This is a genomic window from Pseudoalteromonas sp. 68 DY56-GL68, from assembly GCF_041414825.1.
Lineage (GTDB): Bacteria > Pseudomonadota > Gammaproteobacteria > Enterobacterales > Alteromonadaceae > Pseudoalteromonas.
Map to the genome: position 1 here is coordinate 159,246 of NZ_JAOCZL010000025.1, position 14,967 is coordinate 174,212.

The 14,967-nt window shown below is 44.1% G+C and carries 13 protein-coding genes; 11 read left to right on the forward strand and 2 right to left on the reverse strand.

The annotated features are described in order from the left end of the window. Window positions 1–81: 81 nt before the first annotated feature. On the reverse strand, window positions 82–738 hold the full coding sequence (locus NYF15_RS21165) for a response regulator transcription factor (RefSeq protein WP_193988003.1): 657 nt from the start codon (window positions 736–738) through the stop codon (window positions 82–84). A gap of 112 nt (window positions 739–850) precedes the next feature. Further along, a complete protein-coding gene (locus tag NYF15_RS21170) occupies window positions 851–3,142 on the reverse strand; it encodes a TonB-dependent receptor (protein ID WP_371354601.1) in 2,292 nt (763 codons plus the stop codon). A 295-nt stretch (window positions 3,143–3,437) separates the two neighbouring features. Here NYF15_RS21170 and NYF15_RS21175 point away from each other — a divergent pair, with 295 nt between their 5' ends. From NYF15_RS21175 to NYF15_RS21225, 11 genes are all read left to right on the forward strand, one after another. Then, window positions 3,438–4,739, forward strand: a complete 1,302-nt coding sequence (locus NYF15_RS21175; RefSeq protein WP_188729191.1) for a GntP family permease — start codon at window positions 3,438–3,440, stop codon at window positions 4,737–4,739. A 9-nt stretch (window positions 4,740–4,748) separates the two neighbouring features. After that, window positions 4,749–5,936, forward strand: coding sequence for a homoserine O-acetyltransferase (locus tag NYF15_RS21180; RefSeq protein ID WP_371354602.1), 1,188 nt, complete (start codon window positions 4,749–4,751; stop codon window positions 5,934–5,936). A 4-nt stretch (window positions 5,937–5,940) separates the two neighbouring features. Then, the gene (locus NYF15_RS21185) at window positions 5,941–6,702 is read left to right on the forward strand and encodes a 3-hydroxybutyrate dehydrogenase (RefSeq protein WP_371354603.1); all 762 of its coding nucleotides are present in this window, start codon (window positions 5,941–5,943) and stop codon (window positions 6,700–6,702) included. Between the two features lie 9 nt (window positions 6,703–6,711). Further along, a complete protein-coding gene (locus tag NYF15_RS21190) occupies window positions 6,712–7,419 on the forward strand; it encodes a CoA transferase subunit A (RefSeq protein ID WP_054552327.1) in 708 nt (235 codons plus the stop codon). 11 nt (window positions 7,420–7,430) lie between these two features. Then, window positions 7,431–8,090 (forward strand): CoA transferase subunit B, encoded by a 660-nt coding sequence (locus tag NYF15_RS21195; protein ID WP_237120250.1) that lies wholly within the window; start codon window positions 7,431–7,433, stop codon window positions 8,088–8,090. Between the two features lie 219 nt (window positions 8,091–8,309). Next, a complete protein-coding gene (locus NYF15_RS21200; protein ID WP_237120251.1) occupies window positions 8,310–9,551 on the forward strand; it encodes a porin in 1,242 nt (413 codons plus the stop codon). An 18-nt stretch (window positions 9,552–9,569) separates the two neighbouring features. Beyond that, window positions 9,570–10,535, forward strand: a complete 966-nt coding sequence (locus NYF15_RS21205) for a tripartite tricarboxylate transporter substrate binding protein (RefSeq protein WP_130150990.1) — start codon at window positions 9,570–9,572, stop codon at window positions 10,533–10,535. 13 nt (window positions 10,536–10,548) lie between these two features. Beyond that, window positions 10,549–11,013 (forward strand): tripartite tricarboxylate transporter TctB family protein, encoded by a 465-nt coding sequence (locus tag NYF15_RS21210; protein WP_130150954.1) that lies wholly within the window; start codon window positions 10,549–10,551, stop codon window positions 11,011–11,013. Window positions 11,014–11,016: 3 nt separating this feature from the next. Continuing rightward, window positions 11,017–12,555 (forward strand): tripartite tricarboxylate transporter permease, encoded by a 1,539-nt coding sequence (locus NYF15_RS21215; RefSeq protein WP_130150955.1) that lies wholly within the window; start codon window positions 11,017–11,019, stop codon window positions 12,553–12,555. Window positions 12,556–12,569: 14 nt separating this feature from the next. Further along, on the forward strand, window positions 12,570–14,192 hold the full coding sequence (locus NYF15_RS21220; protein WP_371354604.1) for an ATP-binding protein: 1,623 nt from the start codon (window positions 12,570–12,572) through the stop codon (window positions 14,190–14,192). 37 nt (window positions 14,193–14,229) lie between these two features. Beyond that, entirely contained in the window at window positions 14,230–14,958 is a 729-nt protein-coding gene (locus tag NYF15_RS21225; RefSeq protein WP_371354605.1) for a response regulator, read from the forward strand. Window positions 14,959–14,967 lie beyond the last annotated feature (9 nt).

The following is a 14,967-nucleotide window of genomic DNA, read 5'->3' on the forward strand; positions in this document are numbered from 1 at the left end:
TACTGAAATAAGAAGCCGCTGCCAACTAAAACTCATTAAAAAATTAAGCTGATTTGTTAAGTGATAGAGCTATATAAAAAGCTACTCGATTTTGCCAACCTGCGAAAGCTGATTAAACAAAATGCCTGCTTGGGTGCGGTTATAAACATTGAGTTTGCGTAAAATCGCTGACACATGTTGTTTGATTGTGGTTTCTTGAATCGACATTTCAAAGGCGATTTGTTTATTCAATAAACCGTCGGCAATCATCGCTAGTACGCGGTATTGCTGTGGGGTTAGTTTTTCGAGGTTACGAGCAAATTCGCTTTGTTCGTCGTTGATCACCACATCAGTTAAATCTACTTCAGGTGGTAACCACGTATCGCCATTAAGTACATGACTAATTGCTTCACTGATGACATCTAAAGAAGATGACTTCGGAATATAGCCAGCAGCGCCAAGGCTCATAGCTTGTTTGATTATAGCGGGTGTCTCATTGGCAGAGACCATGATCACTAAGATATCAGGGTAGTGGTTTCGCAGTTGCGAAAGGGCTTGTAGGCCATTTGCACCTGGGATCGTAAGGTCTAAAAATATTAGTTCAATCTCAGGGTGAGCGCTTAACAGTGTAAACAAACCATCAATGTCACTGGTCTCTTTAATATGTTCTTCAGGCACTGATGTCGCGGCAGCTTGACGCAGCGCACTTCTAAATAACGGGTGATCATCGGCGATTATGGTGTTCACAGCTAAAGACATTCCCTCGATTCTCCAATGCGTTATGTTATAAGTGATTTTGCCTTTTGAAACAAGGTTTGCCTGAGGGGAAGTTTCAGACAAACCTTTCTCACACAAGGATTTAGATTCTATTTTAGAAACGGTAACCAACAGTGAAGGCTACAGTGCGAGGGTCGCCGTAGTAACCAATTAGCGTATTATCACCACCTAAACCTGGGGTGTATTTGCTGGTATCTGTTGGGTCTGTTGGATCAGGTGCCACGAACTGGTAACCACCAATCATGTACTCTTCGTCCGTTAAGTTTTTACCGTAAAGACCTGCAGTCCAGTGACCATCTGTGCTGTACCAAGTAATACCCATATTAAAGATACCGTAAGCATCTTGCGTTAATAGACTATCTTCTTCGAATAGCGCATAGTCGCCTCTGTGGTAGTAGTTACCATTAATAACAAAGTCGCCCATTTCTGTGTACATACGGTACGTTGCACCCAGATTGAAGGTTAAATCAGGTGTGTTTGATACTGTAAAACGGTCTGATTTATCGAATTGTTCACCTGTTACAGGGTCAAAATCAATCACGTTATCGAAGTTACTGTCAATATAACCTATTGATGCATCAAAGCTGAGCGATTCAGATGCTACATAGTTAAGCTCAAGCTCAATACCATCAGATGTTGACTCACCAATATTACCTAAGCGTTGGTTTAGATCTGCATCTGTTTCACCGGGTAACACAGAAATATATTGACGATCTTTATGGTCGAGTGAGAATAAGGTGACGTTTGCACGTAAGTTATTGTTCCACTCACTCTTCATGCCGATTTCGAATGAATCAACAATTTCTGGTTTTGCAGCGGGCTCTGCTGTGCTTGCCCGAGGGTTGAACGTACCTGACTTAAAGCCTTGCGCGTAACTTGCAAAGAACATGATGTCGTTTGAATACTGGTATTCAACACCTGCACGCGGTGTGAAGCGTGACCATTCTTCCTCATCATCGAGTACCGTCGGTACAAGTTGGCCTTCTGGGCGAGTGTAACCAGGGATCCAGTTTGATTCTGGATAAACAGTATCAAAAATTAAACCGTTATAAACATTCGCCTCTTTTTTGTCTTTGGTGTAACGCGCACCCAATGTCATTGACCATTGTTCGTTAAAGTCATAACTACCTTGGATGTAAGCCGCCTTACTTGTTGAGTTACTACAGCCACCGGTTTCACGGGTTAAGCTTGGGCCACCTAATGCCTGACCTAATACTTTCAAGATAGCTTGGAATTGACCACATGATTCACCGTCATAGTAATAAAGACCCGAAACCAGTTTGTAGTTATCGCCTTGATGGTTTAGCTGTAATTCATGAGTGGTTTGCTCATCATCGTAAATTGCAGGAACATCGAAAATTTGAATTGAAGTATTATCAAAGTCGATGTTGGTTGGTGAGTAGCTCTCACGGCTTGAACCGACATATTTAATGCTGGTGTAGTCAGTCATATCCCAACGAGCAGTCAGGCTGTAGCCTTCAAGTTCAACTTTGTTCCATGTTGGTAAGCTGGTGTATGAGTCATACACGCTGTCTGGAACTGGCGCATCGGTTAGTAGGCTTGGTAGTAAACGGTAGCCACCTTTTGCGTTTGATTTGTCTTCTGTTTTATCCCACGCTAAGCGAAAGAATAAGTCATCAGTCGGTGTGTATTCGAGTGTTACACGTGCTGCGGTCACGTCTTTGTTGTAGTTTTCGCGGTCTTGGTTATCAAGAGCCGATGTTAAAAACTCACCAAAGCCATCACGGTTAAGCGTTGCAAACCCAAAGCCCACGTAAAGTTTTTCGTCAACAATCGGTAATTGGCCGGTAATCTTTAAATCTTTCTGGTTATAGCTGCCCACAGTCCCCTGTACATTTAACGTGGCATCACCGCTCATTTCTTTGGTGACGTATTTAATTGCGCCACCTATGGTATTTTTACCGTAAAGTGTTCCTTGTGGGCCGCGTAATACTTCGATTTGTTGCACATCAAGTAGATCAAGCACGGCACCTTGTGGACGAGCAAGGTAGACATCATCAATATAAATACCTACGCCTGGTTCATAACCCCAAAGAGGATCTTGTTGACCTACACCACGAATAAACGCAGTAATGGTAGAGTTAGTACCACGACTAGCTTGCAAGGTGGTATTGGGTGAAAACTGCTGAACTTCGGTCATGACGACAATGCCATTTTCTGCCAGTTCTTCAGCACCAATTGAAGTGACAGCAACAGGCACTTCTTGCAGATTTTCAACAGTTTTACGTGCTGTTACCTGAATACGTTCAAGTTCACCTTTTTTTGCTGCAGGTTCGGCTTGTTCTGCCGCTTGAGCACTGACACCTGCCAAAGCAAGTGATACAGCCAGAGTAAGTGGCGCGACTTTTGGGTTAAGCTTTATCATGTTGTATTCCTTGTTATTGTTGTCATTAGTCTTATGGCCACTCACATTGATGTTGCCGAAGACTGAATAAGATTTGCCCGTGTCACCTGTCAATTAATGTAGAAGATAGTTGCAGAAATTGAATTAGTACCATAGTGCTATACCCGCCACAGCCCTTTATTTATCAAGCAATTAAGCTATTTTTAAAGCAGATAGTACCTTAGTGTTATGTATTTTTTGAGCGCTTAGGGTAAGACTAAAAGCATTATTCCGATGTCACCTCATCTGTGTAATAACAATAATTATAGGAATGTCTATGCTGAGCATGATAGGACTGTTAGGCGGTTTAATACTGCTGATCATTTTAACGCTGCGTGGGGTAAATTTATTTATCGCTGCGCCAATCTGTGCACTGTTAGTTGCACTTAGTAGTGGCATGGCCATTTTCCCTGTATCGGCAGATACAAACTTTATTAACGCCTATATGGATGGCTTTGCAGGCTTCTTAAGTGCGTGGTTCTTTATGTTCTTACTGGGTTCGTTATTCGGTAAGTTTATGGAAGACACCGGTGCTGCAGACAGTGTTGCAAGCTACATTGTGGGTAAATTAGGTATGAAGCACGCCGTTCTTGCGGTTGTGATTGCCTGTGCAGTTTTAACCTATGGTGGCGTGAGCGTCTTTATCGTTGCGTTTTCTGTTTATCCAATGGCATTAAGTCTGTTTAAAGATGCAAACTTACCGCGCCGCTTTATTCCAGCAACGCTGGCATTTGGTTCGGTGACCTTTACCATGACTTCGGCAGGTTCGCCAGAAATTCAAAACTGGATTCCGGTTAAGCACCTTGGCACATCGCCTTATGCAGCATGGGAAGTGAGCTTAGTGGTCGCTATTTTCATGGCGACAGCAGGTTACTTTTGGTTAAACAAGATGATCAAAAAAGCCGTTGCTAACGGCGAAACCTTTGAAGCACGTGATGATGATCCTGTGGTTATTGAGCGTCGTCGTCCGCATCCAATCACGGGTGTGATCCCACTGATTGTGGTATTAGTTCTGTCATTTGCATTGCACGATATTTTACAGCAAACAGCGCTTATTGTTGCCTTGCTTGGTGGTGTGTTGAGTATTGTGATTATTAACTTCAAGCATTTTCACGATATGGGTAACGCTATTAATGTGGGTACAACCGGCGCTTTAGTGGCAATCGGTAATACCGCTGCCGTGGTTGGTTTTGGCGCTGTGGCGAAAGTGTCACCAGCATTTACCGCCGCTGTCGATGTGATGACCCATATGCCGGGTAATGAACTACTTGGTGCTGCGGTTGCGGTTAGTGTGATTGCCGGCTTAACAGGCTCTGCTTCTGGCGGGCAAGCCATTGCATTACCGCTTGTCGCACCTGGGTATTTAGATATGGGTGTGAATCCAGAACAACTACACCGTGTGGTGGCGATTAGTTCTGGAGCACTCGATACCTTGCCACATAATGGCTATGTGGTTACAACGATACGCGCTATCTGTAAAGAAACGCATCAACGAGCGTATTGGTCAATGGCAGCGCTGACTGCGGTCATTCCGCTTATCGGTGTCGCATTGGCACTCGGACTCTTTATTTTCTTTTAAGGAACAGCAATGAAAACCAAATTAATAATTTTGCTATGGCTGGTTGTATTTAGTAGCACTGCGTTTGGCGCTGCAAACAAAGCCGACACCATGCTGGTGGAAAAACAGCATTTTACAACAAAAGATTTTACCACTGTGTCTGGTGTGACCTTAGAGCAAGTGGACATTGGCTGGGAAAGCTATGGAAAACTAAACGCCAATAAAGATAATGTGATTTTAATCACTCATTACTTCTCTGGTACGTCTCATGCCGCAGGTAAATATAAAGCGGATGACGCCCTACCGGGTTATTGGGATGCGATTATCGGCCCAGGTAAAGCTATCGATACGAATAAATATTATGTGATTAGCTCAGATACCTTAGTTAATGCCAACTGGCATGATCCGAATGTCATCACCACAGGCCCTGCGTCAATTAATCCAAAAACAGGTAAACCTTATGGTTTGGATTTCCCTGTGGTTACGATTACTGACTTTGTGAATGTGCAAAAGCGTTTACTCGACAGCCTAGGTATCACTAAGTTACATGCTGTGATGGGCGCATCAATGGGGTCGTTTCAAGCACTTGAGTGGGCAACACGTTACCCAGATAAAGTTGAGCGCTTAATTCATGTGATTGGCGCAGCAACGATGGATGTATGGACAGTCGCTGCACTTGAAAAATGGGCGTTACCAATTCGTCTAGATAAAAACTGGCAGCAAGGTAATTACTACGGCAAAGAGCGCCCATTAGATGGTTTAGCGGCAACCATGCTTAATATTACGCAAGATGCGATGCATCCAATTATTTATAACGCGAGCTTCCCTGACTTTAACGTATTAGATGAAGGCGCGTTAAAAGATATTCGCACCTTGCCTAAGTTAAACCAAGTACTCGCTCAGCGGGCAATGGCACGAGCGAAAACGCAAGATGCAAACCATGTACTTTATTTGGTACGGGCATCACAACTATTTACCGCTGGCATGCAAAGCGATTTAACAACGGCACTTAAAAATGTCTCTGCCAAAACATTATTGCTACCCGCAACGAACGACTTACTGCTTCGCCCTGAGAATATGCGCACTGTGTATAAAACGATGAAAGCAGCAGGTAAAGACGTTGAGATTTCAGAAATTGAAGGGGGCTGGGGACACCTTGATGGCATCTTCTCAATAGCCCCTAAAGCGCAGCTTATCAGTGAGTTTTTAGAGGAGTAGCCCGATGAGCAGAACGGTTTTAATTACCGGTGCAGCCAGTGGTATTGGATTATATGTTGCACAGCAACTGGCGATGCAAGGTCACACTATTATTGTGACTGATTTAAATCAGCAAGCAGCACAACAAGCGGCAGCAGGCATTGTTGAACAAGGCGGCAGCGCTGAAGGGTATGCACTTAATGTGGCAGAAAGCACCGCAATAGAGCAGTTTTTCACTGAGCTTAATCAGCCAATTGATGTACTTATTAATAATGCGGGTATTCAGCACGTTGCAAAGCTTGAAGATTTTCCGGCAGATAAATGGCAGTTCTTGCAACAAGTTATGCTCGTTGGCCCTGCGATGATGACCAAGGCTGTACTCCCTCGCATGCGTGAGCAAGATTTTGGTCGCATCATTAATATTGGCTCAATCCATGCGATGGTGGCGTCTAAATATAAGTCGGCTTATGTCGCTGCCAAACATGGCTTAATCGGCTTTGCTAAAACCATGGCACTTGAAACTAATGATGCCAATATCACCATTAATACCGTGTGCCCTGCGTATGTAAAAACGCCGCTTGTGGAGCAACAAATTGCCTCGCAAGCCAAAGAGCATGGTATTTCTGAGCAACAAGTGATCGACACGATTATGCTAGCACCGATGCCGAAAAAAGCATTTATTAGCTTAGATGAGATCCTGCATACCATTAGCTTTTTAATGGCCGATGCAGCACGCAATATTACCGCCCAAGCAATCGCCATTGATGGCGGTTGGACTGCACAATAGGAGGAGCCAATGGCAGGGTTTGATAAAGTAGTTACAAGTTACAGCGAAGCAATGGCTGGCCTTGAAGATGGCATGACTGTGATAGCCGGTGGTTTTGGTTTATGCGGTATTCCTGAAGGCTTGATTGCGCAAATTAAACGTCAAGGCACCCGTGGCTTAACGGTGGTATCGAATAACTGTGGTGTTGATGGTTTTGGTTTAGGCGTGCTGCTTGAAGACAAACAAATTAGCAAGATGGTTGCCTCTTACGTTGGTGAAAACGCGCTATTTGAGCAGCAACTATTAAATGGTGAACTGGAAGTTGAGCTCACACCGCAAGGCACTTTAGCTGAAAAAATGCGAGCTGGCGGCGCGGGCATTCCTGCATTTTATACCGCTACAGGTGTCGGTACACCGGTGGCTGACGGTAAAGAAACCCGCAATATTAATGGCCGTGACTATTTATTGGAGCCAAGTATTACTGGCGACTTTGCGATTGTTAAAGCGTGGAAAGCAGATCGTTATGGTAACTGCATTTATCGTCATACGGCGATGAACTTTAACCCGATGGCAGCAACCGCAGGCAAAATTACGGTTCTTGAAGTTGAAGAAATTGTTGAGCCGGGGGAGTTGGAGCCAAGCCAAATTCACACGCCGGGTATCTATATTGACCGGGTGATTAAAGGTGAATTTGAAAAACGCATCGAGAAAGTTACCACTAAGCAAGAAAATCAATAAGGAGCACGCTGATGGCATTATCACGAGAACAAATCGCTAAACGCGTGGCGATGGAACTACAGGATGGTTACTACGTTAACTTGGGTATAGGAATTCCAACCTTGGTCGCTAATTATGTCCCTGATGGCATCGAAGTGATGCTGCAATCTGAAAATGGTTTACTCGGTATGGGGCCATACCCAAGTGCAGACCAAGTTGATGCCGATATGATCAACGCAGGTAAAGAAACGGTCACTGCTGCAACGGGGGCGGCTATTTTTAGCTCTGCAGAAAGCTTTGCCATGATTCGTGGTGGGCATGTTGATTTAACTGTGCTTGGTGCGTTTGAAGTGGACCAAAACGGCAACATTGCCAGTTGGATGATCCCGAAAAAGTTGGTTAAAGGGATGGGCGGAGCAATGGATTTAGTGGCCGGTGCTAAAAACATTATTTGTACTATGACCCATGCCAACAAGCATGGCGAATCAAAACTGCTGACCGAATGTAGTTTGCCGTTAACTGGGGTTGGTTGTATCAATAAAGTGATCACCGATTTGGCATTGTTAGAAATTAAAGACGGTGCATTTCATTTATTAGAGCGTGCCCCAGGAGTCTCAGTCGATGAGATTATAGCCAAGACACAAGGTAAGCTTATTGTCTCTGAAGATGTACCTGAAATGACCTTTAGTTAGCAATTAAGCTCCTAATTTGACTGAATTTTATACTAAACCCTAGTAATGTGCTTTTTGTTCATGAATTTTATGAGCAAAAAGCCATTTATTATCATCAATGCAACTTACCTCCTAAACATTTCGTTAATCTATCGTTAACACTAAGCTCCAAACCAGATCGCCATTTGCAGTCGGCCGATCAACGACAACAAATAATTATAATCTGGTGTGGAGTAATTCATGAAAGCAAGTAACACACAGCTCGCTTTAGCCGTTGCAGCGGCGTTAGCAAGTACATCAGCATTCGCACAAAGCGACACTGAACAACTACAGCAACAACTCGATGCACTTCAAAAAGAAGTGGACTCATTAAAAACATCTAGCGGCTTTAACCTAGAATTTGGTGGTCGCGTACAGCTTGATTACAACTATTTCGACGGCGCTTATAATGCCGACAATGATGGCGCTGGAGGCAGCGACTTCTTTCCTCGACGTATCCGTACTTATGTTGAAAGTGAACATGGTAACTGGGATCACAAACTATTACTCGAATTTGCAGAAGGCACGGCTGAAATTGTTTTAGCCCGTGTACGTTATGCATTCGACAACGGCTTAAAAGTAAAAGCTGGTAAAATTCGTGAAGACATGTCGCTCAATGCGCTAACCAGCTCTAAGCACATTAACACCATTGAGCGCAGCACCCTTGCTAATACCTTCTCACCTTTCTTCCGTTGGGGTATTTCAGCTTATCAATATTTTAAGGACTCAGGCTTACGTTATGCCGTAGGTGTTTACAAAAATGATGCGTTTGGTGCATCAGGCCATGATGAAGACGACAAACTCACATTGGCTGTAACAGGTCGCTTAACGTGGTCAAGTGCGGCGCCTGGTGATGTGATTCATTTAGGTGCTTGGCACTCTTATCGCGATATGGGCGGTAATGATTTAAGCGCTCGTTTTGCCCGCGGTGAAGTGCGTGAAACCAATGTGCGCTTAGTGGATTACGCGGTAGGCGGTGAAACGGCAGCGCTAGATAGTATGTCGCAAACAGGCCTTGAATTTGCCTACCAAGCGAATGCATTCACGCTAGAGGCTGAATATGCCAGCCGTTACCTCGATACGGTGGATAGTAGCAATGTATTAGATGGTGAGCGCTTTGATGGTTTTCATGTTTCTGCCAGTTACTTCTTAGGTGGTCAGCAGCGCAATTACAAAGCGGGTTCTGCGTTATTTGTTCAGCCAAAAGGGATTAAAGACGCATGGGAGCTGGTTGCCCGTGTTTCACAAATGAATGCCAGCAGTAAAGACCAAGGCACAGACGTAACTACTTATACGTTAGGCACATCATATTACCTAAGCAGCGATATTAAGTTTATGGGCAACCTGATTTACAGCGATGTTGATGGTGCAGGCGCTTCTTCGCTGGTAGGTGATGAAGATTCAGGTATGGGCATCAGCGCTCGTATGCAGTACTTATTTTAGGAGTCGTGCATTATGACTATGTTTAAATCAATTAAGAGCTCTTTATTAGCAGCCTCGTTATTAGTAACCAGCCCGTTGGCGTTAGCTGACTTACACTTTTTAGTACCTGGTGGTCCAGGTGGCGGTTGGGATACCACTGCCCGTGGTGTGGGTGAAGCCATGGTAAAAGCGGGGATTGAAGATAATGCGTCGTTTCAAAATATGTCGGGTGGCGGCGGTGGCCGTGCGATTGCTTATTTGATTGAGTCGGGCACTAAAAAAGGCGATATGTTGATGGTGAACTCAACGCCTATCGTCCTACGCGCATTATCAGGCAAAATTCCTTACAGCTATCGTGATTTAACGCCAGTTGCCAGCATGATTGCTGATTACGGCGCGTTTGTTGTGCGTAATGATTCGCCTTATAAAACATGGCAAGACGTCATTGATGCCATGAAAAAAGATCCCGGCTCTGTAAAAGTGGCGGGAGGTTCAGCGCGCGGCAGTATGGATCACTTAGTGGCAGCACAAGCTGTGAAGGCGGCGGGTATTGATGGTCGTCGATTACGTTACATTCCATACGATGCGGGTGGTAAAGCGAAAGCAGGCTTGTTGTCGGGTGAGGTCAACTTACTTTCAACGGGCTTAAGTGAAGCACTCGAAGTCGCCAATGGCGGTCAAGCGCGTATTTTAGCGGTGACTTCAGCAGATGCTTTACCGGATTATCCTGAAATTCCAACCTTAAAGTCGCTAGGTTACGACATGGAATTCGTAAACTGGCGCGGCTTTTTTGCAACCCCAGATTTACCAGCAGACAAACTAGCCCAGTACACAGAAAAGTTGCGTAAATTACAAGCAACACCTGAGTGGGAAGCGGTTCGTGCGCGTAATGGTTGGTTAAACCTGTTTCAAGAGAAAGAAGCGTTTATTAAGGCGCTTGAGCAGCAGGAAGCACAGCTAAAAGTGGTCATGGAAGAGCTTGGTTTTATTCGTAGACTAGGTTAGTTGGGACTTTTTAATGTTAAACCGTGAACTAATTGGACCAAGTTTATTCTTGGTCCTCTTTACCCTTTACGCCCTTGTGGCTTGGCAAATTCCACTCATGCCATTTGAAGAGTACGAAAGCGTTACTTCTGCAACCTTACCTAAAGTGTATGCCGTATTCGGTATTGTGGTGTGTGTACTATCAATTGGTGCCAATTTATTAAAGCAAGCACCAGCAGAAAAAGCAGAGCTACTCAGTAAGGGCAACTTACTACGTACCTTTGCACTGTTAGTGTTAATGGTTGCCTATAGCGCCATGCTCGAGCCGTTTGGTTTTTTAATTGCCACCAGTGCCTTTTTAATTGCTGGCTTTTTTATTATGGGCGAACGCCGTAAAACGGTGTTGTTGTTTGCCTCTGTGCCTGTGGCTGTGGTTTTTTGGTTTTTAATGACACAAGTACTGGGCATTTACTTAGTACCTGGCAACCTGTGGAGTTAAGTTATGCTTGATGGAATTATGTTAGGTTTGTCGACCGTACTCGACTGGAACAACTTGTTATATGTGATTGTTGGCTGCTTTGTTGGCACCTTCATCGGTATGCTACCTGGACTTGGTCCAATTACTGCGATTGCATTGATGATCCCGATCACTTACAGCATTGGTGCTGATTCGGGCATGATTTTAATGGCGGGTGTTTACTACGGCGCTATATTTGGTGGCTCTACGTCTTCTATTTTGATTAATGCGCCAGGGGTTGCAGGGACGGTAGCGTCATCGTTTGATGGTTACCCGCTAGCAAAACAAGGTAAGGCAGGTAAAGCTCTGGCTATTGCAGCCTATGCGTCCTTTATTGGTGGAACAATTGGCGCCATTTTACTGATGGTGGCTGCGCCATTATTAGCGAAAGTGTCGTTAAGTTTCCAATCACCTGATTATGTTGTACTAATGTTTTTAGGCTTAACGGCCATTGCCGCATTCTCTAATAAAGGGCAATTTTTAAAAGCTATGATGATGACAGTATTTGGTTTAATGCTGGCAACGGTAGGGATTGATCCGTCTTCGGGTACTGAACGTTTTACCTTTGGCCAAGCCGATTTATTAGATGGCATTAGCTTTTTATTAGTGGCAATGGCGACGTTTGCGTTGGCTGAGGCACTCATTAATGTGGCGCGCCCTGAGGCTGAACCAGATAAAAAATTGGATGATCCTGATACGCCAAAAATTGGTTCAACAAAACTGACTAAAGAAGAAGTCAAAGACATGGCTCCAGTGGTTGGCCGCTCATCTTTACTTGGTTTTATTGTCGGTGTTTTACCAGGGGCAGGGGCGACGATTGCCAGCTTTATGGCCTACGCCACTGAACGTAACCTTGCTCCAAAGGCACTGAAAGATAAATTTGGTAAGGGCTCGATGCGTGGCTTAGCAGCCCCTGAATCGGCTAATAATGCAGCCTGTACCGGCTCATTTGTACCGCTACTTACGTTAGGTATTCCTGGCTCTGGCACGACAGCGATTATGTTAGGCGCCTTAATCGCCTACGGTATTCAACCAGGTCCTATGTTAATGCAAGAAAACCCAAGCGTGTTTTGGGCAGTTATTGTCAGTATGTATTTTGGCAATATCGTACTGCTTATTCTGAACCTGCCGTTGATCCCATATTTTGCTAAAGTGCTGGCTATGCCTAAATCGGTGCTCACCGTGATGATTTTATTCTTCAGCTTAATTGGCGTTTATTTAGTGTCGTTTAACACCTTTGATTTATTTATGATGGTGGGCTTTGCGTTGGTGGCATTAGTCCTTAGGTTGCTAGCTTTCCCGATGGCACCTTTGTTACTTGGCTTTATACTTGGCGATATGATTGAGCGAAACTTCCGTCGTGCGATGATGATTTCAGATGGCTCGCTGAGCTTTTTATGGGACCGCCCATTAACACTCAGTATTTTCGTAATTTCAATCTTAGTGTTGTTGTTCCCATTGAAAGATTATATTGTCCAACGTCGTAAAGAAAAAGCAGCCACGCAAGCACAGCAGCATGCGTAGCACAAGGCGATAAGATGAGATACACCAATAAGCTAAACCCATTTCAGCATATGGTTAAAAAGCCAAAGCGCTTAGAAACACGACTCATTATTTGGGTTACTGGTCTATGTGTTTTACAAGCTGTGTTGTTTGGCGCTTTGGTGTATCAGATCACAGCGCAGAGTCTACATAGTCACATGGGTGACAAGGCACTGGCGTTAGCAACGAGCATTGCATCGCGAGATGATGTACAAAAAGCGTTACTAACACAAAAAGACCACGCAAAGCTTAATATTGAAATAGAGCAAATTCGTGAATTAACGGAAGCAAGTTTTATCGTTATTGGCGATAGCCAAACAACACGTATTGTTCATCCTGATGCTAATAAGCTGGGTAAGCACATGGTTGGGGGTGATAGCCAAGCTGCACTAAGAGGTGAGCGCTATGTGTCTATTGCGAAAGGCAGCTTGGGTGAGTCAATTCGCGGAAAAGTGCCAGTCTATTCTGAATCAGATGAGATAATAGGGCTTGTTTCAGTGGGGTTTTTGGTGCAATCGATTGAGCCACTAATTCGTGCTCGAAGCGCCGAAATCATGCTTTGGGGCTTATTGTTAGTGGGGTTGAGCATTTTGGCTGCGGTGTATATTGGTCAACGGGTTCGTAATGCTATTTTTGGTTTGCAGCCAGATGAAATAGCACGGCTATTTTCTGAGCAAGATGCTATTTTGAATACTGTTCGTAGCGGTATTATCGCCCTTGATCCAGAAGGTAATGTGCGTAACTTAAACCAACGAGCCTGCGAAATTCTTGGCAAATCGACTAGCTGTATCCATCAACCATTAAAGCTTGAAGACTTACTTCCTGAACATACCGAGTTTTTAATGCATAATCAGCAGCGCCCGATTGTTGGCTTTGAATTATTTGCTGCCGATAAACGCATTGTGTTGTCGCGATATGCATTACAGGTGCAAGGTCAGGCTGATGGTATTTTGTTGAGTATGCGCCCTGCTGATGAGCTTGAATATTTATCGCAGCAATTAACCAAAGTGCAAGCCTTTGCAGAGTTATTGCGGGTGCAAACGCATGATTACTCAAACAAGCTAAACTTAATTGGTGCGTTAATTCAAATGGGGCAAACGGATCAAGCTATTGAGTTAATAGGACAAGAAAGCAAAGGCTCACAAGCGCAGATCCATCATTTACTCGAAAGGATCCAAGATCCGGTACTTGCTGGATTACTGGTCGGTAAATACCATAAAGCACGTGAACTAAACGTGATACTTGAGCTTAACCCAGATAGCTTATTAGGATCGATCACCCGTAAGGATATGCTTGAACGGGTTGTCTCGATTCTCGGCAATTTGATTGATAACGCAATTGAAGCCGCTATTCGAGCTAGCGATACACGTACCCCTAAGGTTCGTGTTACGGTTGATGAAACCAGTAAAACATTATTGTTTGATGTTGAAGACAGCGGTTTTGGTTTAGGCGATGACAAGGATGTGATATTTACACCACAATACAGTTCTAAGTCAGGGGCAGCGCATGGCATAGGTCTTTATTTAGTTAAAACCAACTTAGATTCGTGTCGTGGTAGTTTAGAAATAGGTGAGTCTGATCTGATGGGGGCACGCTTAAGTGTCTACATTCCAAAATAATAAAAATGATCAGCCTATAATATAAAAGGTAAAGAAGATGACTTATTCGGTTGTCATAGTTGAAGATGAAGTCGAGGTTGCACAGCTGTTAGCGCAATACTTATTGCTTCCTCATGGTATTGCAGGTCAACAAGGAACGCGTCAAACTTTGCGCCAAGGACAATATCAAGTGGTTGGTATGGCCGGTAATTTAACGACAGCTAAAGCATTATTGCAGGCGGTTGATGCAGATTTAATTCTGCTTGATATTCACCTTCCTGATGGTAATGGTCTTGAGCTGTTAAATGAGTTACGTCGTAATGAGCTAAAAAGTGAAGTGATGCTGTTAACTGCGGCAAAAGAAGTCGAAACATTGGAAAAAGCCATGCAACTTGGTGCATGCGATTTTTTAGTTAAACCACTTATGCTTAATCGTTTAGATCAAGCTTTAGCGCGCTTTGAAGCAAGGCAGCAATGTTTGTCAGATGCAAATGAAGTCACGCAATCTATGGTTGATACCCTCTTTGGCTCACAAGAGCAGCAAAAAGCGCCAGTTAGATTACCTAAAGGTGTCGATCAGCTTACTTTGCAAAAAATTTTAAAAGCATTTGAAGCGAACCTAGGAACGGATTTTACTGCCCAGCAGATGGGGGATTTAGTGGGGGTAAGCCGCTCAACGGCTCGTCGATACCTTGAATATTTACTGGAAGCAGAAAAAGTCAGTGCCGATCAAAGCTATGGCAGTATTGGTAGGCCTGAACGTTGTTATAAAATGCTTACTGGTTAGATGGCGGCA